22 protein-coding genes and 1 pseudogene are annotated in these 23,862 nt (G+C 37.9%); 10 read left to right on the top strand and 13 right to left on the bottom strand.

Annotated features, from left to right (window positions below; translation table 11 throughout):
• Positions 1-233: 233 nt before the first annotated feature.
• The 4 genes and pseudogenes from QV04_RS07670 (at position 234) to QV04_RS11330 (ending at position 4,513) form a co-directional block, all read left to right on the top strand.
• Positions 234-1,253: an extracellular solute-binding protein gene (locus QV04_RS07670; protein WP_231924170.1), complete on the top strand. Its 1,020-nt coding sequence runs from the start codon at positions 234-236 to the stop codon at positions 1,251-1,253.
• Between the two features lie 95 nt (positions 1,254-1,348).
• On the top strand, positions 1,349-2,518 hold the full coding sequence (locus QV04_RS07665; RefSeq protein WP_065231201.1) for an MFS transporter: 1,170 nt from the start codon (positions 1,349-1,351) through the stop codon (positions 2,516-2,518).
• An 85-nt stretch (positions 2,519-2,603) separates the two neighbouring features.
• Entirely contained in the window at positions 2,604-4,073 is a 1,470-nt protein-coding gene (cls, locus tag QV04_RS07660; protein ID WP_065231200.1) for a cardiolipin synthase, read from the top strand.
• Positions 4,074-4,080: 7 nt separating this feature from the next.
• Positions 4,081-4,513 (top strand): annotated as a pseudogene (locus tag QV04_RS11330) (GNAT family N-acetyltransferase).
• Between the two features lie 23 nt (positions 4,514-4,536).
• On the opposite strand, the gene folB reads toward QV04_RS11330, so the two are convergent.
• Positions 4,537-4,896: a dihydroneopterin aldolase gene (gene folB / locus QV04_RS07655; RefSeq protein ID WP_039136238.1), complete on the bottom strand. Its 360-nt coding sequence runs from the start codon at positions 4,894-4,896 to the stop codon at positions 4,537-4,539.
• A gap of 91 nt (positions 4,897-4,987) precedes the next feature.
• Between folB and plsY the strand changes: the two genes are divergently transcribed.
• A complete protein-coding gene (gene plsY / locus QV04_RS07650; RefSeq protein WP_065231199.1) occupies positions 4,988-5,596 on the top strand; it encodes a glycerol-3-phosphate 1-O-acyltransferase PlsY in 609 nt (202 codons plus the stop codon).
• Here the strand turns inward: plsY and QV04_RS07645 are convergent, their stop codons facing one another.
• From QV04_RS07645 to QV04_RS07625, 5 genes are all read right to left on the bottom strand, one after another.
• Entirely contained in the window at positions 5,597-6,328 is a 732-nt protein-coding gene (locus QV04_RS07645) for an energy transducer TonB (protein ID WP_065231198.1), read from the bottom strand.
• Entirely contained in the window at positions 6,329-6,718 is a 390-nt protein-coding gene (exbD, locus tag QV04_RS07640) for a TonB system transport protein ExbD (RefSeq protein ID WP_039136244.1), read from the bottom strand. It abuts the gene before it with no gap.
• Positions 6,719-6,727: 9 nt separating this feature from the next.
• Positions 6,728-7,177, bottom strand: coding sequence for a TonB-system energizer ExbB (gene exbB, locus QV04_RS07635; protein WP_018347365.1), 450 nt, complete (start codon positions 7,175-7,177; stop codon positions 6,728-6,730).
• Between the two features lie 549 nt (positions 7,178-7,726).
• Positions 7,727-8,479: an esterase family protein gene (locus QV04_RS07630; RefSeq protein WP_065231197.1), complete on the bottom strand. Its 753-nt coding sequence runs from the start codon at positions 8,477-8,479 to the stop codon at positions 7,727-7,729.
• A 17-nt stretch (positions 8,480-8,496) separates the two neighbouring features.
• The gene (locus tag QV04_RS07625) at positions 8,497-9,675 is read right to left on the bottom strand and encodes an ATP-grasp domain-containing protein (RefSeq protein ID WP_065233360.1); all 1,179 of its coding nucleotides are present in this window, start codon (positions 9,673-9,675) and stop codon (positions 8,497-8,499) included.
• Positions 9,676-9,947: 272 nt separating this feature from the next.
• Here QV04_RS07625 and ettA point away from each other — a divergent pair, with 272 nt between their 5' ends.
• Positions 9,948-11,618, top strand: a complete 1,671-nt coding sequence (ettA, locus tag QV04_RS07620; RefSeq protein ID WP_065231195.1) for an energy-dependent translational throttle protein EttA — start codon at positions 9,948-9,950, stop codon at positions 11,616-11,618.
• A 370-nt stretch (positions 11,619-11,988) separates the two neighbouring features.
• Here ettA and recN read toward each other — a convergent pair whose 3' ends face one another.
• Complete coding sequence (recN, locus tag QV04_RS07615; RefSeq protein WP_065231194.1) at positions 11,989-13,665, bottom strand: DNA repair protein RecN; 1,677 nt, start codon at positions 13,663-13,665, stop codon at positions 11,989-11,991.
• Between the two features lie 70 nt (positions 13,666-13,735).
• Positions 13,736-14,656, bottom strand: a complete 921-nt coding sequence (locus QV04_RS07610) for an NAD(+) kinase (RefSeq protein WP_065231193.1) — start codon at positions 14,654-14,656, stop codon at positions 13,736-13,738.
• Positions 14,657-14,836: 180 nt separating this feature from the next.
• On the opposite strand from QV04_RS07610, the gene grpE reads away from it, so the two are divergent.
• From grpE to QV04_RS07590, 4 genes are all read left to right on the top strand, one after another.
• Positions 14,837-15,427: a nucleotide exchange factor GrpE gene (grpE, locus tag QV04_RS07605; protein ID WP_065231192.1), complete on the top strand. Its 591-nt coding sequence runs from the start codon at positions 14,837-14,839 to the stop codon at positions 15,425-15,427.
• Positions 15,428-16,060: 633 nt separating this feature from the next.
• Positions 16,061-16,687, top strand: a complete 627-nt coding sequence (lolB, locus tag QV04_RS07600) for a lipoprotein insertase outer membrane protein LolB (RefSeq protein WP_065231191.1) — start codon at positions 16,061-16,063, stop codon at positions 16,685-16,687.
• Positions 16,687-17,565, top strand: a complete 879-nt coding sequence (gene ispE, locus QV04_RS07595) for a 4-(cytidine 5'-diphospho)-2-C-methyl-D-erythritol kinase (RefSeq protein ID WP_065231190.1) — start codon at positions 16,687-16,689, stop codon at positions 17,563-17,565. The genes lolB and ispE overlap by 1 nt, the downstream gene beginning before the upstream one ends.
• Positions 17,566-17,618: 53 nt before the next feature.
• Positions 17,619-18,566 (top strand): ribose-phosphate pyrophosphokinase, encoded by a 948-nt coding sequence (locus QV04_RS07590; RefSeq protein ID WP_039136268.1) that lies wholly within the window; start codon positions 17,619-17,621, stop codon positions 18,564-18,566.
• An 87-nt stretch (positions 18,567-18,653) separates the two neighbouring features.
• Here the strand turns inward: QV04_RS07590 and QV04_RS07585 are convergent, their stop codons facing one another.
• The 5 genes from QV04_RS07585 to QV04_RS07565 form a co-directional block, all read right to left on the bottom strand.
• A complete protein-coding gene (locus QV04_RS07585) occupies positions 18,654-19,148 on the bottom strand; it encodes a C40 family peptidase (protein ID WP_013747047.1) in 495 nt (164 codons plus the stop codon).
• A gap of 68 nt (positions 19,149-19,216) precedes the next feature.
• Positions 19,217-19,513 carry an integration host factor subunit alpha gene (locus QV04_RS07580; protein ID WP_018347353.1) on the bottom strand — a complete coding sequence of 99 codons (297 nt, stop codon included), beginning with the start codon at positions 19,511-19,513 and terminating at the stop codon, positions 19,217-19,219.
• 3 nt (positions 19,514-19,516) lie between these two features.
• Positions 19,517-21,904 carry a phenylalanine--tRNA ligase subunit beta gene (gene pheT, locus QV04_RS07575; protein WP_065231189.1) on the bottom strand — a complete coding sequence of 796 codons (2,388 nt, stop codon included), beginning with the start codon at positions 21,902-21,904 and terminating at the stop codon, positions 19,517-19,519.
• Between the two features lie 23 nt (positions 21,905-21,927).
• Positions 21,928-22,911, bottom strand: a complete 984-nt coding sequence (gene pheS, locus QV04_RS07570; protein ID WP_039089775.1) for a phenylalanine--tRNA ligase subunit alpha — start codon at positions 22,909-22,911, stop codon at positions 21,928-21,930.
• A 235-nt stretch (positions 22,912-23,146) separates the two neighbouring features.
• Positions 23,147-23,845, bottom strand: a complete 699-nt coding sequence (locus tag QV04_RS07565) for a TIGR01621 family pseudouridine synthase (RefSeq protein WP_039136276.1) — start codon at positions 23,843-23,845, stop codon at positions 23,147-23,149.
• Between the last annotated feature and the right edge of the window lie 17 nt (positions 23,846-23,862).

Here is a 23,862-nt window from a genome sequence, read left to right as displayed (position 1 = left end):
TTCACCCTTTCGGGTAGAATGCTTCACTAGAAGTGAATCTCACTTCGAAGTCAGAATAGTGCATCAAATGAGTTCCATTTAATGCACTGTTTGATGAGTTGAAACATTTACACATTGTTCAAGTACCAATAAAAATCGTAAGATTTTTTAGTCGCTTGGCATTGGTCGAGCTATGGCATTAACTCACTACTGTAATGGAGAATTTTGTGAAAAAAATCACTACTTTATTAGGTATTAGCGCACTTGCTCTTGGTATCAATACGGCTGTTCACGCTGATGCGGACACCGTTTACCTTTATACTTGGACAGAATACGTACCTGACGGTTTGTTGGATGACTTTACTAAAGAAACAGGCATTAAAGTCAATGTTTCCAGTCTTGAATCCAACGAAACAATGTACGCTAAGTTAAAAACTTTGGGTGATAGTGCAACTTATGATGTCATTGCGCCATCAAATTACTTTGTATCCAAAATGGCAAAAGAAGGGATGTTACAACCTTTAGATCACAGTAAATTACCTGTGATTAAAGACCTTGATCCAAATATGTTGGATAAACCATATGATCCAGGTAATAAATATTCTCTTCCTCAATTGTTAGGCGCACCTGAAATTGCCTTCAATACTGACACCTACAAAGCGGAACAATTCACCTCTTGGGCGGATCTTTGGAAGCCTGAATATAAAGGTAAAGTGCAATTATTGGATGATGCCCGTGAAGTCTTTAACATCGCTTTATTAAAACTTGGTGAAGATCCAAACACTAAAGATCCGGCCATTATCAAAAAAGCATATGAAGAGTTATTAAAACTTCGTCCAAATGTATTGGCATTTAATTCTGACAATCCGGCAAACTCCTTTATCGCCGGTGAAGTGGAACTGGGTCAATTATGGAACGGTTCTATTCGTATTGCGAAAAAAGAAAATGCGCCAATCAATGCGGTTTATCCGAAAGAAGGCCCAGTTTTATGGGTAGATACTTTAGCTATTCCTAAAACATCTAAAAATCCTGATGCTGCACATAAATTAATTAACTATTTATTAAGTCCTAAAGTTGCTGCTCGTTTGGCAACCGAAATTGGTTACCCAACAACCAACTTGAAAGCAAAAGAATTATTGCCAAAAGAAATTACTGAAGATCCAAGCATCTACCCACCAACAGATGTATTGAAAAACAGTTATTGGCAAGACGATGTTGGTGATGCAATTCAATATTACGAAAACTATTATCAACAATTAAAAGCAGCTGAATAAGTGATATAACAATAAACTTTTTAATTAACGCCCTCATTTTTGAGGGCGTGTTATTTCTACTTTTTGATTTAAAATCTATTTCCTAATTTATTAAAATGAAACAAAGAAATACCACTTTTTTAATTTTAGGCATTATGATGATTGGCGTAGTGCTAAGAATGCCATTTACTGCTATTCCGCCTATTCTGCATGAAATTGCTACTGAATTTTCTATTCCAATCAGTCAACTTGGTATACTAACAACCTTACCACTTATTATGTTTGCTTTAGTTTCGCCTTTTGCGGCAAAACTCGGTCAACGCTTCGGTTTAGAAAAACTATTTGCAATGGCGTTGGTTTTAATGTTAATTGGCTCTACATTAAGAATTTTCTCTTTATCACTGCTCTTTACTGGCACCGTACTAATCGGTATCAGCATTGCAGTACTCAATGTACTGTTACCAAGCACTATTATGGCGAACCAACCAAACCGCTTAGGCAAACTCACTTCACTCTATTCTCTATCAATGACCTTTGCCACTATCATCGGCTCATCATTAGCAATGCCAATTACTACAGCTTACAGTTGGCAAACTATGATTCTGCTGCTTTCTGCTATTTTGCTGATTGCATTGTTGGTTTGGTTGCCTAATATCAAACATAACCACTATTTAGAAATGCACAATAAAAACCAAAATAATCCGACACTATGGAGAAATAAATATGTATGGTGTTTCGTGATTTTCGGTGGCTTACAATCGCTTTATTTCTATACTACGTTAGCGTGGTTACCAACAATGGGGCAACAGGCCGGTCTGTCTGCCAACACAACCGGCTATTTGCTTGGTGTTTTTATGTTGGTAACAATTCCATTAATGCTGTTTTTACCCACTGCTTTTATCCGTTGGTCAAGCCAAAAACGCCAAATCGTTATTATACTTTTTATGTTAATCGCTTTACTTGGCGTAATGATGATGTTATTAAATTACCAAAGCATTACCTATTGGCTATTTGTCAATATTTTTACCGGATTAGCAGGTGGTGCATTATTCCCTTATCTTTTAACAATGCTATCTGTAAAAACTACCTCACCAACCAATACGGCTAGATTATCAGGGGTTGTTCAATCCGGAGGATATCTCTTAGCTGCCTGTGGGCCGGTATTATTCGGTTACGGCTATGGTATTTGGCATAGCTGGTTACCACAAATCTGGGTTCTTTGCGGTTTAGTATTAGTAATGGCTATCGCAGCGTGGTTTATTGAAAAAACAGACAAAATTATCTAATTCAATCGACATCGCATAAATTAAATCGCGATGTCGATTTTCTTTGTTAAAATAACGTTTCCTTAATTAGGTTATTGATGATGTTATGATTATTACCACTGATATTATTACTATTTTACAATATACTATTCCTATCACTATCTGGATTTGTCAAGTTTCTATCACTTTACGTCTGTTATTCAAACAGCAGGCAATGTCGGTTACCTTATCGTGGTTATTAATTGTTTATATCGTGCCAATTGTTGGTATCATTGCTTACTTTATTTTCGGTGAAATCAAATTAGGTTCTCGCCGTGCCAAACTTTTCCACCAATTAAGACCTAAATATGTCGCTTGGTTTAATCAATATAAAGATTATAAAAATCTTGTCGAAAATAAAGAGGCATTACGATACAAATCACTGTTTGATCTTTGTCAACGTCGCCAAAACATTCCTTGTATTATTGGAAATGATCTACATATTTTGCAAACACCACAATCCATTATTCAAAGTATTATTAAAGATATTGAGCAGGCTAATTTTTCTATCAATATGACTTTTTATATTTGGCAAAGTGGAGGGCTTATCACTCAAGTTGAACAAGCATTATTAAAAGCTAAACAACGTGGTGTGCAAATTCATATTCTACTTGATTCTGTAGGTAGTCGAGATTTTCTGTTAAGTAAGCATTGCCAACAATTACGCGACCAAGGAATTGAATTTTTAGAAGCATTACACGCTAATCCATTACGAATGTTTTTAGAGCGTATTGATCTTCGTCAACATCGCAAAATTGTAGTGATCGATAATCAAATTGCCTATACCGGCAGTATGAATATGGTTGACCCAAGTGAATTTAAACAGGATGCTAACGTTGGGCAATGGATTGATATTATGGTTAGAATTGACGGGCCGGTTTCCTCTATTCTTAATCATCTACACGCGTGGGATTGGGAAATAGAAACTGAGCAACAACAACCTTTTGCTTTTGCGCTTTGCCCATTATTGCCGATTGAAAAAGATAATTCGCACGCTGTACAAATTGTTGCCACAGGTCCCGGTTTCCCGGATGATTTAATGTCGCAAACACTTTCAGTAGCCATATTTTCTGCTAGAAAATCAATCACAATCACCTCACCTTACTTCGTGCCAAACCAAAGCATTGAGGATGCTTTAAAAATCGCAGCGCAACGTGGCGTAGAAGTGAATATTATTTTGCCGAAAAAGAATGACTCAACTATGGTGCAATGGGCAAGTCGTGCACTTTTCGATAATTTATTAGCAGCCGGAGTAAAAATTCATCGATTTAAAGGCGGATTATTACATACTAAAAGTATTTTGATTGATCAACGATTAGCATTAGTCGGTAGCGTTAATATGGATATTCGCAGTTTTATGCTTAATTTTGAAGTAATGATGATTGTAGAAGATCGCGATTTCGCCAAAGAAATTATGCAACTGCACCATAATTATTATCAGCAAACTGAAACCATCGATTATCAACAATGGCAACAGCGCCCTTTATGGCAACGCTTTTTTGAACGCTTATTTTTCTTTTTCAGCCCACTTTTGTAAAAACATTATGCAACAACAAGTTAGAACATTTAATCAATTGACTACACGGGAGCTTTTTCAGATTTATCAGGCTCGTACGGCAGTTTTTGTCGTTGAACAACAATGTCCATATCAGGAAGTGGATGAAATTGATCTATGCGCATTTCATCTCTAGCTATCGGAACAGCAACATCTTGTCGCTTATACTCGTATTTTTTCCAAAATGAGTACGTTCATTTTGGACGCGTTTTAGTAATGCCAGATTTTCGTGGCAAAGGCTATGCTCAAACACTATTAAGAAGCACATTAGCTTTTATTCAACAGCAATTTCCAAACTATCCCATTGAAATTCAGGCACAACACTATTTGCAAGAATTTTATCAGAAATATTCGGTTTTGTTGTGGTTTCAGATATCTATCTGGAAGACAATATCCCACATATTGATATGCGTAAATTTTGATGGCATTCTTCTGCCATCAATCATTAACCAAACCTTTTTTCCACCACAATACCAACCGATTTTGCTTGAGCAACGGCACTGGGCTTACTTAGTTTTAAACGAATTTGTGAGATTTGAAAACGCTGATGTAATTGATCCACCACCTCATATGCTACTCTTTCAATCAATGCAAATGATCGGTTACTGACATAATCAATGATAAATTCGCTAACCTCTGCATAATTTAGACAAAATTGAACATCATCTGTCCGTGCCGCCTGCTCACTATCCCACGCCATTTCTAAATCAAACACTAATTTTTGTTTAATCTGTTGTTCCCAAGCATAAACGCCAATAGTGGTAAAAATAGTTAACTCTTCAATAAAAATAAATTCTTTCGTCATATAAATTTCGCCGTTTAATGAATTAATTGTAGCTATACTAACAATTTTGGTTACAATAAACAAAAGCCCAAATGAGTGAAAAGGAAAAGTTATGAGTCTATTTGCTATTTTTTATATGCTAATTGCCTATTTGATAGGTTCTATTTCGAGCGCGATCATTTTATGCAAACTCTTTCATCTTCCTGATCCTCGAGAAAACGGTTCTCATAACCCCGGAGCAACCAATGTGTTACGAATTGGTGGACGTTTGCCAGCATTACTGGTGCTAATTTTTGATATTCTTAAAGGAATGTTACCAGTTTGGCTCGGTTATTACCTACAACTAACGCAGTTTGAATTAGGAATGGTGGCTTTAGGTGCCTGTCTAGGGCATATTTTCCCAATTTATTATCACTTTCGTGGTGGCAAAGGTGTAGCAACCGCATTCGGTGCAATTGCACCGATTGGCTGGTCTGTAGCCGGATTTATGCTTGGTATCTGGTTATGTGTTTTCCTACTCACCGGTTACTCTTCTCTCAGTGCAGTAATTGCCGCATTAACCATCCCATTTTATGTCTGGTGGTTTCGCCCCGAATTCACCTTTCCAACCGCATTAGTTTGTTGTCTTCTTATCTACCGCCACCACGACAATATTCAACGTTTATGGCGTGGACAAGAAGACAAAATGTGGGATAAATTAAAAAATAAAAAGAAGAAATAATTATCTCAGCATAAATTTAATCGGGATTTTCTGTTCTGTAGCTAAACCTGCCGGACGTATGCCAACACTATTAGCTTTCGCTACTGCATCCATTGCCGACTTATCCAAATCTTCATAACCAGAAGAACGATGTAACCGCACATTTTGGATTGTTCCGTCATCCATCAAAGTAAACTGCACTATGACAGTACCTTGACGATGCAACATTTTTGCTCGTTGCGAATAACGTTTATGTTTTTCAATTTCTCGCCGTAATGCAGAACGATATGCTGCAAGCTCATCACTATTTGTTCCTGTTCCTTGTAAATTTTGTTGCTGTGTTGTAACAGGTGCACCCTGTGCTTTAGATTGTACTGCCTGCGAAACAGGGCGATGATTTTTCTTATGATCACGATGTTTTTTATGTTCCTTTTTACGCTCTACAACTTCTTTTTTAATCTCTTTTTTAGGCTGTTTCGATTCTTTTTTTATTATCGGATCAGGAACAACTTCTTGTTTCTGAGTTTCAACTATCTTTTCTGGTTCAGGCTTGATTTCTGTTTCAGGTTGAGGTTCTGGTTGAGGTTCCTCAACAATATTGGCAGAAAGCAATTCCATTGAAATGATCGGTGAAATTTCTCCATTTATACTATTTGCTGACTGTTGCGTTCCATCAAATGACCAAACCGCACCGGCAAATAATGCACTATAAATAGCAGTGGTAACATAAAAAGCAGGCTTGGTGTAATGCACTTAATTGCCTCCTTTATCCTTTACAGTAACAATGGCAACATTTTTGATCTCATTTTTACCTAATAAGTCGGTAATACTGACAAATTCTTGGAAAGTAGCTTCAGAATCTACTTTTAATGTTACTTTTTGTGATTTATCCCAACTCGCCATCTCTTTCTCTAAATCGGTTCTATTGATCGGCTTATCATTGAAATAAAGCTCACCATCTTTAGTGATAGTGAGCAGTTTCGCAAGTTCATCCGATTTAAATGCTACCGTGCTACTTGCTTTTGGTACATTCACCTTAATTTTACCTTGCGAAATAAAAGATGCAGTAATCAAAACAATTGCCAACAGTACTAACATAATATCAATGAAAGGAATGATATTAATTTCATCGAACTTCTTCATATCTCATTCCTATCTTGATTGTTCCGCCTGTAAAGATTTCCACTGTAAGCGTTTCACTTCCACTTTACGCCCTAAACCGTTGTAAAACATCATTGACGGAATAGCGACTAAAATTCCCACAGCAGTTGCTTTCAGTGCTAATGACAAATGAAGCATAATGGCACTAGCATCAATGTCGCCACCCGATTGCCCTAACTGGTAGAAAGTGAGCAAAATACCAATGACTGTTCCCAACAATCCCACATATGGTGCGTTTGCACCAATAGAGGAAATAATGGTTAAGTGCCGTGTAAGATCAATTTCAAGATCGTGGATATTCTGATAATTTTTAATGTTAATTTTATGTAAAAACAATAAGCGCTCAATCACCATCCAGACCATTACAAAGCTCATCAACGCCAACAAACCTAAAATAATGTAATCAACATATTGTTGTAAGAAATCAAATAATGCATCCATTTTCCAACCCTTTAAAAACAACAAATATAAGGCATCATTGCGATGTACTTATATTAATTAACACAGAGGAATAAAGACTTTCCGCCTTTATTTAAAGGTTGGCGGAAAGTCAAACCATTACTTAGAATTTATAAGAAACGGTGAATTTATAATTACGACCGAGTTCATTATCTGAAGCTGCATAATATTTAGTTGCTTGAAAAAGCAGCGAGCGGTAATAATACAAATGAGGTTTTCTTCATTCCAAAATTCTCCTTAGGTTATTGAGGATTAAAAACTATCAATTAAATTAATAAGAACTATTATCAATAAAAAATTTATTGCTTTCAAGATCTTTTTAGGAATTATTATCATTTTCTTGCAAAGGATTAGAATGAGATCATTTTGTAAGTTTTTTATAGAATTTATAAGAAAGATTAGGTGTATATAGTGATAAAAGAAGCACTGATGAAGAGATTTTACTTTTTTATGCCGACGAATTTTATACTCCATTTATCTTTGAAAGAATCAATCCTGTCGGCAAAAATAAAAAACGAATAACTATGCTGATTAAATTATGCCTTGCTCTTCCAACTTGCTAAGGAAAAATGGCATCTGTTTCTTCCACCACGGCCAATCGTGATCAACATCGTATCCCCAAAAATCAAACCAAGCTACAATGCCTTTCGCCTGAAAAGCCTCTTGCAAACGTGCTGTATCTGCAACGTGCTGCTCTTCCCAAGCACCTTGTCCCACTGCCACAATGTAGTGATTTTGTCGATAACGATCTAAAAACCAACTATCCTGCTGTCCCCAAAGATAATCTATCGGCGAATTGAAATATATCGCCTGATCGCCATAAAACTCACCGGTAAAGAAACGGGCATCATAAACGCCACTTAACGCAATCGCCACATCAAACAAATCCGGATGACGCAATGCAAAATTGATCGTATGAAACGCCCCCATACTGCAACCGGTCGCCATCATTGCGCCGCTCCATTGCGATTCGTGCCGAATTAACGGCACCAATTCATTGACGATATAACGATCATAAGCATCGTGTGCTAATGCCATATCGTGGCCGGATTTGTAAGTTGCCAACCACGACTCTTTATCGTAAGAATCAGGCGTATAAAACTTCAGTAATCCACGATCTATAAAAGAACGGCAGGCTTCAATCATCCCGAAATTACCATATTCATTTTGATCACCGCCTGAGGATGGAAACACAATTACCGGTTTACCGGCGTGACCATACACATTAAAATACATTTCACGCCCTAGTTCACCGCTCCAATGACTTCTTCTCTCAAAATGCATAATTCACTTCCTCTCAATTATTGTTTTTGATGTGCAAATTGAATAATTTCCCGCATCTGCTTCAGAGTTTCAGTTCTCGCTAAAATCCCTTCTTCGCCCATAATTTTCGCAAAAATGCCCGGCACTTGTTGCACACTGATAATGCTGTTACCGAACTTCTCACAAATCGCCTGCGTTGTGTTCACATAATTTTTATTTGCTTTACGCGAAATATAAACCACATTCCACGGATGCGTGATGTGGGAATAGAACCGGTTCTCTTTCACGATGTTGGCGTATTCATTAAATACATCAAAATCGTTGGCATAATTCCACATATCAATGGTCAAACCACCTGGTGGACGGCAGTTAATTTCAAGGGGTAATATTTCATTGCTGCCCTTAACACGGAAAAACTCAAAATGGAAAAAACGTTCTTTAACATTAAATGCCTCTACGCAAACTTTACCTAGCTCAATTAATTTTGGTGAAATTTCACGTGGCACAAAATAGAACATATCACCGTCTTTCTCCACTGTATCTAACACTGCTTCAGAATATTCTAAACTGGAATAGAATACGATATTCCCATTGTGATCGGCTAAACCATCAAACGTCACAATATCTCCATCGATAAATTCCTCCATAATATATTCAACATTTGGCGATTTATGTTCAAAGAAATGGTGCAAATCCTGTTCTGTACGAATTTTATAAGTATCGCTTGCCCCTACACCGGAATTCGGTTTAATAATCACTGGCAATTTTAATTCTGCAGCCAAACGATGAGCATCCTCTTCATCAGAAAAAACACGCCCTTTCGCCACTTTCAACCCTGCTTCTTTAAACACTTCTTTCATTTGTGATTTGGTTTTAATCATTTTCATATCTTCGTTTTTATAACCAAACACATTAAAATCAGTACGAAGTTTTGCATCCAACTCCAACCAATATTCATTATGCGATTCAATACGATCAATCCGTCCATACTTATGTGCAAAATAGCCAACTGCACGATAAACTTGATCATAATCCTCCATATTATCAACACGATAATATTCTGTTAGTGAATTGCGTAGTCCTTCGCTTAATGATTCATAAGGAGCATCAGCAATTCCTAATGTATTAAAACCGTTTTCACGCAACCTATGTGCAAACGTTTCAAAATTGGTGGGAAAATGGGGTGAAATCATTACAAAATTTATTGGTCTTGACATCAAAGATTCCTCAAATAGCAATGGTAATTAAATATAATGCTGTGGTGTACTATTTATATAAATAGTCTGATTGATATTACTATTCCAACATTCCTTGTTGCAATCATATTTTGTATATAAAAGCATATTTTTATGTTTTATTCAGCCAATATGATTCATCAGATCTTTTCATTTTTTCGGTGTTACTGAAATTTTCATCGTGAAATAGTCAAAAGCAATAATTTCCAGTAGAATAATGCTTTTATCCAATCACAAAACAAACAGCGAGAACTATGTCCACACAATTTGTTTTTACAATGCATCGCGTGAGCAAAGTTGTGCCACCGAAGCGTCAAATTTTAAAAGATATTTCGTTAAGTTTCTTTCCCGGTGCAAAAATCGGTGTACTAGGTTTAAACGGTGCCGGTAAATCTACCTTATTGCGCATTATGGCAGGCGTAGATAAAGAATTTGAAGGGGAAGCCCGTCCACAACCTGGCATTAAAATCGGTTATTTGCCACAAGAACCAAAACTAGAACCACAACAGACCGTGCGAGAAGCGATTGAAGAAGCAGTTCACGAAGTGAAAAATGCATTAACCCGATTAGATGAAGTTTATGCACTATATGCTGATCCAGATGCGGATTTTGATAAATTAGCAGCAGAACAAGCTGAATTAGAAGCGATTATCCAAGCTCACGACGGTCATAACTTACAGAATCAATTAGAGCGTGCAGCAGATGCCTTACGTTTACCTGATTGGGACAGTAAAATCGAACATTTATCCGGTGGTGAACGCCGTCGTGTTGCACTTTGCCGTCTGCTATTAGAAAAGCCGGATATGCTGTTATTGGACGAACCAACAAACCATCTTGATGCGGAATCTGTGGCTTGGTTGGAACGTTTCTTACACGATTATGAAGGCACGGTTGTGGCTATTACCCACGACCGCTACTTCTTGGATAATGTTGCCGGTTGGATTTTAGAGCTTGATCGTGGGGAAGGCATTCCTTGGCAAGGCAATTACTCTTCTTGGTTGGAGCAAAAAGAGAAACGCTTAGCACAAGAAGCTGCTACTGAATCTGCTCGCCAAAAATCGATTGAAAAAGAACTTGAGTGGGTTCGCCAAAATCCAAAAGGTCGTCAGGCGAAAAGTAAAGCCCGTATGGCTAGATTTGAAGAATTAAATAGTAGCGATTATCAAAAACGTAATGAAACCAACGAACTTTTTATCCCACCTGGTCCTCGCTTAGGAGATAAAGTCATTGAAGTGGAAAATTTATCCAAATCATATGGTGATCGTACTTTAATTGATAATCTATCTTTTAATATTCCTAAAGGTGCAATTATCGGTATTATCGGAGCAAACGGAGCTGGAAAATCCACTCTATTCAAAATGTTATCTGGACAGGAACAGCCTGATAGCGGTTCTATCACGTTAGGTGATACTGTTGTCCTTTCTTCAGTCGAACAATTCCGCGATAAAATGGACAATAGTAAAACCGTGTGGGAAGAAGTATCCGGCGGTTTAGATATTATGAAGATAGGTAATTTTGAAATCCCAAGCCGTGCTTATGTGGGGCGTTTCAACTTTAAAGGTGTTGATCAACAAAAACGTGTTGGTGAATTATCCGGAGGTGAACGTGGACGTTTGCATTTAGCAAAATTATTGCAACGTGGAGGGAATGTGCTTCTCCTTGATGAACCAACCAATGATCTTGACGTAGAAACCTTGCGAGCATTGGAAAATGCCATTTTGGAATTCCCTGGCTGCGTGCTGGTTATCTCACACGACCGCTGGTTCTTGGATCGTATTGCTACGCACATTTTGGATTATGGAGATGAAGGCAAGGTCACTTTCTATGAAGGTAATTTCTCTGATTATGAAGAATGGAAGAAAAAAACTTTCGGTGCTGAATCTATACAACCAAAACGTATAAAATATAAACGTATTGCGAAATAAATTTTTTCGCCAAAGACATACCGCCTATATGGCTCGATAAAGCATCAGATAGGCGGTATCTATCCCTCTTCAAAGCCTCTTTTACCATCACGGCAACGACATAGAAAAAATGTTGTTTTTTCTTTTATTTTGCCTAGCTTTATTTTGCTTACCTTCTCGTTCTAATGGACAAAATCGTTGGTTTTATCCGCTTTTTTCATTGAAAAAATGACATATAGAGCAAAAGCCATAGTAAACAAAAGGCATATAGGACAAAATAGGCATAGTAGACAAAATTGTTGCTAAAAAGTGGCTTAAAACCTTATAGTACAAGGCTTTAAGCCCTCTTTTTGAGATATGAATAAAAAACTGCTCTTTCTGCCATTAACGCTTAACTTGCTAACGCCAGCATTTCTTCCGCATTAGCCAACGATAATGGCGTTACTTCACTGCCACCAAGCAGTCTGCCCAACTCTTTTACTCGTTCCTCCGCATTTAATAAACTAACCTGTGTTTCTGTTTTTCCGGCTTTGCAATATTTTTCAACTTTATAATGTTGATGCCCGTGTGATGCAACTTGCGGCAAATGCGTAATACATAAAATCTGCACTTTTTCACCTAATGACCGTAAAAGTTTACCGACAATATTGGCGGTTGCGCCACTGATACCTACATCAATTTCATCAAAAATCACAGTTGGAACAGCACTTTGATCAGAAGTTAATGTTTGTAACACCAATGCGATTCGAGATAATTCACCGCCGGAAGCATTTTTGTGCAATGGCTGAAAACTTTCACCCAGATTACTTAACAACATAAACGTAATTTGATCTATGCCTTTATTGGATAATTTCTGCGATTCCGTCGTACATTGAATATCGAATTCAGCATTTTCCATTGCTAACTGTTTAATTTCCGCCGTTACTGCTTTAGCTAATAAAATAGCCCCTTGCTGTCGACGCTCTGACAGCTGTTTTGCAATTTTCATTGCCTGCTGATAAGCCTGCTGTTCCGCTTCGACTAACAGATCTTCACCATCAATATATTCCGCTAACTGCTCATATTCACGCTTTAATTGCTGATGATAAACCGGTAATTCTGAAACATTAACCCGATGTTTTTGTGCTAATTGTAACGCCTGTTTTAAACGCATTTCCGTATTAGCCAATAACTCCGGATCATCCTCGATACGATAAGCAAGATGCTGCACTTCAGAAAAAGCTTCTTGAACGTAGATCTGCGCCTGTTGAATTAATTGTTGTGCCTCTTTAAATTGCTCATCCGCCTCAACCAATTCATCTAAATAGCTTACTGTTTTATTTAATAAATTTTCGATATTCGCGGTTTCATTTTCCGACAACAACTGTAAAACGGATTGCGAACCACGGCTTAACAATTCACTATTTGCCAATCGTTTTTGTGTAGAATCCAGCTCCTCAAACTCCCCCTGTTTTAAGGCAAATTCATTCAATTCTTCAATTTGATAATGTAATAGCTGTTTTCTTGCCTCGTTTTCCGCACATTGTTGACGAAAATCCGCCAATTTTTGTTGTTGTTGCTTCCACAAATGAAATTGATGATTTAACTGCTGTAATAAACTTTGGTTATGACAAAAGGTATCCAATAGTTGTAATTGATATTCAGGCTTCAATAATTGTTGAGAACAGTGCTGCCCGCTGATTTGCACCAATAATGCACCTAACTCACGTAATTGAGCGGCAGGCACCGGTTGATTATTAATAAATCCTTTTGAGCGACCATCCGCACTAATTGTACGGCGCAAAACACACTCTTCCGGATTTTCCTCATCATCCAATTCGTGTGCTTGCAACCATTGCTGTGCCTCAGAATTATTTTGCAATGAAAACAACGCACTAACATCCGCTCTTGATTCACCGGAACGCAACATTCCGCTCTCCGCACGCTGCCCCAAACAGACCTCTAAGGCATCCAATGCAATTGACTTGCCGGCACCGGTTTCACCGGTAATAACAGACATTCCTTGTGCAAAATCTAAGGTAAGACGATTAACAATAGCAAAATTATTGATGCGTAATTGAGTGAGCATAAGAAACCTCCAATACTGTATAAATATCAGTATATACTGTTTTTTTATACAGTAAAGTGTTTCTTGAAATTTAAAATAATTTTTTTAGCCAACCTAATTTAGAACTGAGGATGTTATAGTAGTTATAATCTTGTAAATGCAGTAATTTCATCCGCAAATCGCTCTTTTTCACCACAATCACATCATCAATACAAAAAGGGATATTCACCTGACTATCACAACTCACCTCTAACTGCCGCACGTTATACTGTGCAAAACGAAAGTGCAATTTGCTGTCGCCATCCACCACCAACGGACGAGAAGATAGAGTATGAGGGAACATCGGTACCAATGTAATTGCATTTAATAATGGCGTTAAAATCGGTCCACCGGCAGACAATGAATAAGCGGTTGAGCCGGTCGGTGTAGCAATAATCAAGCCGTCAGAGCGCTGCGAAAAACAAAATTTATCATTAATATAAACTTGAAAATCAATCATATGTGCAATTTTTGCTGGATGAATCACAACCTCATTAATCGCTTGATTTGACGCAATAACCTGTCCTTCTCGTTCCACATTCACATCCAATAAAAAGCGTTCTTCCACAAAAAATTCGCCACGATCCAAACAGGATGATAACTGTTGATACACCTGATCTGGGTCAATATCAGTTAAAAATCCCAAATTTCCACGATTAATCCCAATCAACGCTGTATCATAACGAGCAAGTATGCGTGCTTTCCCCAGCATATTGCCGTCACCGCCAATCACAATCACTAATTCTGCCATTGAGCCAATCTCATCCAACATAGCAATATGTTTTGCCTCTAATTGCAAAGCCTTACCAACTTCCGGCTCAACCAACACGTGATAACCACGATGTTTTAACCAAATAAACAGATCTTGATGCATTTGCAGGCGATCATCGTGTCGAGGCTGCCCTACAACACCAATCGTACGAAACGAACGATGTAATGTATGCTGTTGCAGTTTCATTCTAAATTCTTGCATAACAATTACCCAATTGATAACAACGCAATCCTTGAATTGCACTAAATGAGGCTTATATTAACATAACTATCGGCGATAATTTTGACTTAATTAATATCTCATGCCGAATAATTGGCGGTAATAGTGTTTTTTGTTAAACTAGTCGCCGTAAAATGCCCCTTTTTGATTTTGGAGAATATTATGTCTGAACAACAAAACAATGAACAAAACGTTATGAATGAAGAAGTCAATCAACAATCAATAGAAACAGAACAAACGAACGAGCAAGAAAAAAACACCGAAATCGATCCATTAAGTGAAGCACTTGCCAAAATCCAAGATTTAGAAAGTCAATTAGAAGAAGCTGCAAAAAAAGAACAGGATATTATGTTAAGAGCTCGTGCTGAAATTGACAATATCCGCCGTCGTACAGAATCGGATGTAGAAAAAGCACATAAATTTGGCTTAGAAAAATTTGCTAAAGAAATTCTTAATGTAATTGATAATTTAGAGCGAGCTGCTGCAACGCCAAACACCTCTGAAGATGAAAGCGTAAAAGCTCTTTTTGATGGAGTAGAACTTACCCTAAAAGACCTCCTTTCTACCGTAGCTAAATTCGGTATCGAACCAGTCGGCGTTGTAGGTGAAACTTTTAATCCAGATCTTCACCAAGCAATCTCAATGCAACCAACCGAAGGCTTCAACGCTAATCAAATCACTACCGTTCTACAAAAAGGCTATCTACTAAACGGACGCGTTATTCGTCCTGCGATGGTAATGGTTGCCTCTTAAAAAAACAAAAAACCTCTTAAGCTGAACCAAGCAGCCTAAGAGGTTTTTTCATATTATTTATTAGTGTATCTATCAGAAGTTAGATTGATATTTTCAAATAAAGAGGTTAATTGTGATTGAAGCTACTCCACTAACTGTTCCGAACCCAGCACAATCCGATTAGCTTCAACATTAATCTCTTTGATAATAGATTGGTATTCATTGATAGCCTCCAATAATGTTATCGGGATATGCTTTTCTATTTGTTTCCAAGCTTCTGAAGGGATAAATTTTGTTGCTTCTTAATAGAGCGAAACAAACGCAATCTTGCAGGAAATTTCTAATGACATAGTTACTCCTTTGTAAAGTTTGTTACAAATAATAATACTAAAATCCCCCTAAAAAACGAAATTACAAATTTGTATTTTAGCCCTATTTTCTTTTTTTAATCATCATTATGCGATATGGAGCACACTTTTCTCTTTGATAACTTATTAAATTATTTTCTTATAAAAACTTACTGAAAATACCCTATAAAAATGATGAAAAATCAACCTTCAATTGGCCGTTTTTTATCCTAAATATTGCTCTCCTTTCCATCCCATCCACTTTTGATTAAAATATCACTCTCATCTCTCATATCAGGAATAGACAGTGAATATTAAAAAGACAGTACGGCTCGGTTTATTATCGGGATTAACCTTATTATTTATAGGTTGTGCAAATGATGGACAATTCGTTACCCCTCAGGTTACATTACCTCACAATGATCCAGTATGGTTACACCATCAGCAAATGGTAAATGCAATTAACCATTATATAGCAGAAGGACAATTAGGATATATCAGTAAAAAAGAACGTTTTTCTTCCTCTTTTCAATGGCAATATTTAGATGAGCAACATTATCGTTTATATTTTTCTTCCTTATTAAGTCGCAGTACATTAACTATTGAAAAAACAGCAAATAATACCGTAATTTTCGATAATAAAGGGAATTATTATGTCGATAAGGATATTCATCAATTATTGCAAGATATTATCGGCTTTGATTTTCCGGTAGAACAATTTCCAAATTGGTTAAAAGGGTTACCGGGAAATACACAAAATTATGTTGTGAATCAGCAGGGTTTATTAAGCCATTTTGATTATCAATGGCAAAATGAAATATGGCAGGCGAAATATATAAATTATAATCAACAATCTCCAAAGTTGCCGCAAAATTTATTTATTAGTAGCCCAGATAAAACATTAAAAATTCAAATTAAAAAATGGACTTTCTAATGGTTAAAAATAACTCTTTTTTAAATCGTTCTTTTTCATTTCCTTGCCCAGCAAAATTAAATCTTTTTTTATATATTAATGGGCGACGTGAAGATGGTTATCACGAATTACAAACATTATTCCAATTTTTAGATTTTTCAGATCAGCTCACGGTAACAATAAATAACAGTGGCAATATCACTTTGGAAAATCAATTAGATAACGTTGTTCTTGAAGAGAATCTTATTTTTCGTGCCGCAAAATTATTACAACAATACACGCAAACTTCGCTAGGTGCTTCTCTCTCCATTGAGAAAAAGCTACCGATGGGTGGCGGCGTTGGCGGTGGTTCATCCGATGCGGCAACAACATTAGTCGCCTTGAATTATTTGTGGCAAACAAATCTTTCGCTCTCTCAATTAGCCGAACTCGGTTTAAAACTCGGTGCGGATGTGCCGATTTTTGTTCACGGTAAATCTGCTTTTGCCGAAGGTGTCGGTGAAAAAATCAGCTATTGTGAACCGGATGAGAAATATTATGTGGTATTAAAACCGAATGTGGCGATTTCCACCGCAAAAATCTTTCAAGATCCGAAATTGCCGAGAAATACGCCAAAACGATCTTTGTCACAATTATTAGCCGATGTTTATACAAACGATTGCGAAAAAGTTGTGCGAGATCATTATCCTGAGGTTGAACAAGCTATTCAGTGGTTGGTACAATATGCACCGACCCGTTTAACAGGGACTGGCGCGTGCATTTTTGCCGAGTTTGATTCGCAAGATGCAGCAATAGCCGTATATCAACAACGCCCGACCCACTTATCAGGGTTTGTTGCTAAAGGGATAAATCGTTCTCCGTTATACCTTGTCCTTGAGAATATGCAACAAAATTGTTAACGTGTGGATTGCACTGCAATCTGAATATTAAAAAACCAACTCTGAGGTTAAAAATGCCTGACATTAAGCTGTTTGCTGGTAATGCAACACCAGAACTAGCCAAAAAAATTTCTGAACGTCTTTATACTTCACTTAGCGATGCCATTGTGGGTCGTTTCAGTGATGGTGAGATCCAAATCCAAATCAATGAAAATGTACGTGGTTCCGATGTATTTATCGTTCAATCCACTTGTGCACCAACTAATGATAATCTAATGGAATTAGTGGTAATGATTGATGCTCTTCGCCGTGCATCTGCCGGAAGAATTACTGCGGTAGTGCCTTATTTCGGTTATGCTCGTCAAGACCGGCGTGTGCGCTCTTCCCGTGTGCCGATTACAGCAAAAGTGGTAGCAGATATTTTATCTAATGTCGGCGTTGACCGTGTTTTAACCTGCGACCTACACGCAGAACAAATTCAAGGTTTTTTTGATGTGCCTGTAGATAATGTTTTCGGTTCACCGGTTCTATTGGATGATATTTTGAAGAAAACTGATTTGGAAAATCCTATCGTTGTTTCTCCGGATATCGGTGGTGTAGTTCGCGCTCGTGCAGTAGCCAAATTATTAAATGATACCGATATGGCGATTATTGATAAACGTCGCCCTCGTGCAAATGTTTCTCAAGTAATGCATATTATCGGTGATGTTGCTGATCGTGATTGTATCTTGGTTGATGATATGATCGATACCGGTGGTACATTATGTAAAGCGGCAGAAGCATTAAAAGAGCGTGGTGCAAAACGTGTATTTGCTTATGCAACGCACGCTGTTTTCTCTGGTTCAGCACCGAAAAATATTGCTAGCCCAGCATTAGATGAAATTGTTGTTACTGACACTATCCCTCTTAGACCAGAAATTATTGCGTTGAATAAAGTAAGGGTATTGACACTGTCTGGTATGTTAGCAGAAGCAATCCGACGTATCAGCAATGAAGAATCCATTTCAGCAATGTTCAAATAACTGACGCTTCCATAATAATTAACACAAAAAAACCTGCTTTTTTCAGCAGGTTTTTTCATCTTTACTTGGCTTATTTTAAAAAATCGGCTACAAGCGACGAACTTGCCAAAATGCTTTATTCCAATAAGGATTATTCAGCGAGGAATAGATAACACCACCTTTGGTAGAAGCGTGCAAAAATTGGTTATTTTTCACATAAATACCAACGTGATAACCGTTAGGACCTCTGCCGGTTTTAAAAAAAACCAAATCACCGGTTTGAATTTCATCCAAACCAACTTCAATGCCTACTTTAGATTGTGCCGTAGTTGTGCGTGGTAATTGAATCGCAAAACGATCCGAAAACGTTCTCATCACAAAGCCGGAACAATCAACCCCACTTTTCGTATTGCCACCTATCCGATAAGGAGTGCGATACCATTCGTGCTGCTGCTCACTGAGCTGTGCCATCGTATAAATCGGATCAGGCATCCGACTGTTATATGAATGACGATGTGATGAACAAGCTGCCAATCCTAAGACTAAACCAATAATTAAACTTGTTTTAACAGAAGATGTTAGTTTTATTTTTAACACGGACATTCTCCATTCTTACAAGAAACAGATAAAATAAAGAGTACCCCTGTTCAAGGAATACTCTTTTTATTCAATTAATCTTTCGGTTTAGATTTCTCAACGCGTGCCCGCAATTTTTGCCCTGCTTTGAACACTACAACACGACGCGCAGTAATCGGCACATACTCACCTGTCTTAGGATTACGACCCGGACGTGATGTTTTATCACGCAATTCAAAGTTTCCAAAACCGGATAACTTCACCTCTTCACCGGACTCAAGCGCCTGACGAATTTCTTCAAAAAATGATTCAACCAACTCTTTTGCATCATTTTTATTTAGATTGAATTTCTCAATCAAATTTTCAGCAAGTTCTACTTTTGTTAGTGTCATAAATTAATCTCTCAAATAAGCGTTTAATTTCTCTTTCAATGCAGATAACACGGTATCTACCACTGCTGAAATTTCTTCATCACTTAGCGTTTTTTCATTATCTTGTAAAATCAAGCTAATCGCTAAACTCTTCATTCCTTCGGCAATCCCTGCACCTTGATAAACATCAAATAAATTAATTTGTGTTAATTGTGCACCGGCAGCCTCACGACAAACCGTCAACACCTCGTCGGCAGTCACATTCTCTGCCACAATAATCGCCAAATCGCGGCGGTTAGCAGGGAAACGGGAAATTTCTTTGGCTTGAATAACATCTTTATGTGAAATCTTATCCCATAAAACTTCAAACACGACAACTTTTCCGTTTAAATCCAATTTTTGTGCTACACGAGGATGGATTGTACCGATAAAACCGATCTCCTCATCACCCAACATAATGGCAGCTGATTGCCCCGGATGCAAGGCTGGATACGATTTTGCAACAAATTTAATATTTTTTCCAGCGTTGGAGAGATCAAAAATACTTTCTAAATCACCTTTCAAATCAAAGAAGTCGACAGCTTCCGACTTAATTGCCCAATGCTCATTATGACGATTACCTGAAATTACCCCACCAATCACAAACTCTTGACGCACCCCAATCGGATGATCGGCATCAACAACAAAACGCAAACCGCTTTCAAATAGACGAATTCGAGATTGTTGACGATTTTGGTTATATGCCACTGCACCAAGCAATCCGCTCAATAAGGAAACGCGCATTGCTGACATCTCAACAGAGATCGGATTTGGCAAAATCAACGCTTCTTGCTCAGGGTGCAATAAACGCTGCACTTTCGGATCAACAAAACTATAAGTGACCGCTTCTTGATAATCGTGTTCAACAAACGCTGTTTTAATGCGACTTAATGAAACATCCGACTCTTTATGTTCGCGCATCATCAAATGCGCCAACGGTGCATTATTCGGAATGGTGTTATAACCGTAAATACGCGCCACCTCTTCGATTAAATCCTCTTCGATTTCAATATCGAAACGCCAGCTGGTCGGCACCACAGTCCAAACATCATTTGCATAGGAAACTTGGAAGCCTAAACGCTGCAAAATATCAGTAACACTTTCAGTTTCAATATGATGACCTAGCAAGTGATCCAATTTTTCACGACGCAATGTTACCGGATTTAATTTTGGTAATGCATTTTCATCAACAACCTCACAAATTTCACCAGCTTCACCACCACAAATTTCAATTAACAATGCAGTAGCACGCTCCATCGCATAACGCTGTAATTCAAAATCAACACCACGCTCAAAACGATGAGAAGAATCTGTATGCAAACCATACTGTCTAGCACGCCCAGTAATAGCCAACGGAGCAAAAAAGGCAGATTCTAAAATCACATTTTTTGTATTTGCACTCACACCGCTTGCTTCACCGCCAAAAATTCCAGCCATTGCTAATGGCCCATTTTGATCAGCGATTAACAATGTATTCTCTTTTAACTCTGCTGTTGTACCGTCCAACAATACTAATTTTTCGCCGGTTTTCGCCATTCTGACTTGAATAGGTTGAGCAACTTTATCCGCATCAAACGCGTGCATTGGCTGACCTAACTCCAACAAAATATAATTGGTAACATCAACCACTGGATCGATAGAACGAATACCGCAACGGCGTAATTTTTCCTGCATCCAAATCGGTGTTGATGCTTGCACATTAACATTTCTTACCATACGCAATAAATAACGTGGGCAAGCCTCAGGTGCATTTAATTCAATCGCTACTTTATCACTGATGGTTGATTTTACTGGCGTAAACTGCAATTGGTTCATCGCTAATTTATTCACCACAGCCACTTCTCGAGCAATTCCACGGATACTCAAACAATCCGCACGGTTCGGTGTTAAACTAATTTCAATCGCTTTATCATTTAATTTGAGATATTCACGCAAATCCATACCGATAGGAGCATCTGCCGGTAACTCAATGATGCCATTACCGTCAGTTGAAATTGCCAACTCAGCATAGGAACATAACATTCCTTCAGAAGGTTGCCCTCTTAACTTGGCTTTCTTGATTTTAAAATCACCCGGTAACACTGCACCAACTTTCGCACAAGCCACTTTTAATCCTTTACGACAATTTGGTGCACCACAGACAATATCTAACAGCTCACCATCACCGACATCCACTTTAGTTACACGCAGTTTATCAGCATCCGGATGTTGTGCACATTCAACTACTTCACCAACCACCACGTTACTAAAGTCACCAGCAACCGGTTCAACGCCATCAACTTCCAAACCTAGCATTGTGATTTGATCACATAACTGTTCGGTGCTAATCGCAGGATTAACCCATTCTCTCAACCACGATTCATTGAATTTCATTTTTTCAAATATCTCCCTGCAAATTAGTTAAACTGTTTTAAAAAACGTAGATCATTTTCGAAGAAAGCGCGTAAATCAGTCACGTTATAACGCAACATTGTTAAACGCTCTACCCCCATACCAACCGCAAAACCGGAATATTCATTCGGATCAATGCCGACATTGCGTAACACATTTGGGTGTACCATTCCGCAACCTAACACTTCCAACCATTTTCCATTTTTTCTCATCACATCCACTTCCGCAGAAGGTTCGGTGAATGGGAAATAAGAAGGACGAAAACGCACCTGCAAATCTTCTTCAAAGAAGTTTCGCAAGAAATCGTGTAACAAGCCTTTTAATTCAGTGAAATTAGCCTTTTTATCAACAAACAATAATTCGATTTGATGAAACATTGGTGTATGTGTTTGATCATAATCGTTACGATAAACACGACCTGGTGCAATAATACGAATCGGAGGACGCTGTTTTTCCATTGTCCGAATCTGTACGCCTGAAGTTTGGGTACGTAATAAACGTTCCGCATCAAACCAAAATGTATCGTGATCAGCACGTGCCGGATGATGTGCCGGAATATTCAACGCATCGAAATTATAATGATCAGTCTCAATTTCTGGACCTGTTTCCACAGCAAAGCCGAGTTCAGAGAAAAATTTCACCACGCGCTCAATTGTTAATGTCACCGGATGAAACCCACCATTTTCTAATTTACGTCCCGGTAAAGTGACATCAATCCGCTCTTTTGCCAATTTAGTATTTAACTCCGCCTCTTCCAACTCAGCTTTTTTCGCATTCAATGCGGATTGTGCTATCTGTTTTGCTTCATTAATTTTCGCCCCCATCGCCGGACGCTCTTCGGCGGATAGTTCACGAAGCCCCTGCATTAATAATGTATAAGGCCCTTTTTTTCCGAAATACTCAACACGAATAGCCTCTAATGCCTTTCCGTCCTGAGCTGCTGTAATCGCCGCTAAGGCTTGCTCTGTAATCTGTTCTAGGTTTTGCATACCTTTCCTCTGTGATTTAAATAACTCAATAATCGTCCAAAATTTGTCATAAAAAAAGCCTCCATACCGAGGAGGCTTGTCAGTTTAATTGCCAATATTTTAGTTAAACTAATCGCCTCTTAGATACTAAGAGTAAAAAAATCGAAAACTAAAAAATAATGTGGTCATAATTAAACTGAAATGAAATAGTTAAAAGTGAAGTAATGATAATACTAACCGCTTAAAAAATCACGTTTTATTGTTGTATTTCTGTCATTTCTTGTTGTAATGCTGCCTCAATTTGTACTTTTACACACTCTCGTTCAAAATAAACACCTTGTGGTAAAACCGAATAACAAAACCGTTCTCCGGAAAATGAAAACGCCAATATTGCTGCGTGCAAATAACATCGATCTGTCAGCGATTTATCGCCATATAAAGGATCACCCAAAATTGGGCTGCCCAAACTTTTCATCGCTACTCTCAACTGATGAGTTTTCCCAGTTTGCGGTTTTAACACAAACAAACGCAATCCTTTTTCACAATTGATTGAATAAAAACGTGTTATTGCAGGATTACTATAGGTTGGTGCTAATTTCCACATTCCACGCCGACTCCGCACCATATCTCCCTTAACCAATCCCTGTTTTTTCTTCGGTTTTTCCGTTGCCAATGCCAGATAAATTTTTTGCACTTGGTGTGCGGCAAACTGTGTTGATAATTCAGCTGCCGCTTGTCTATTCAATGCTAACAATAATAAGCCGGAAGTGCTTTTATCCAAGCGATGAATCAACCAAACCCGATCCACACCAATCTGTTCGGCAAGCTGTGTCGTTAAACCCTGTTCATTATCATCTTTATGCACACTGACACCACAAGGCTTATTGATAACTACAAAATTTTCTGTTTGAGCAACAATCTGAAAATGCATTAACACCACTTCTCCAATAACCATAAAAGTTAGCCAGTATA

Origin of the sequence: Gallibacterium genomosp. 1 (genome assembly GCF_001678575.1) — a bacterium.
Classification (GTDB): Bacteria; Pseudomonadota; Gammaproteobacteria; order Enterobacterales; family Pasteurellaceae; genus Gallibacterium.
This window is presented reverse-complemented; position numbering and strand designations above follow the sequence as displayed.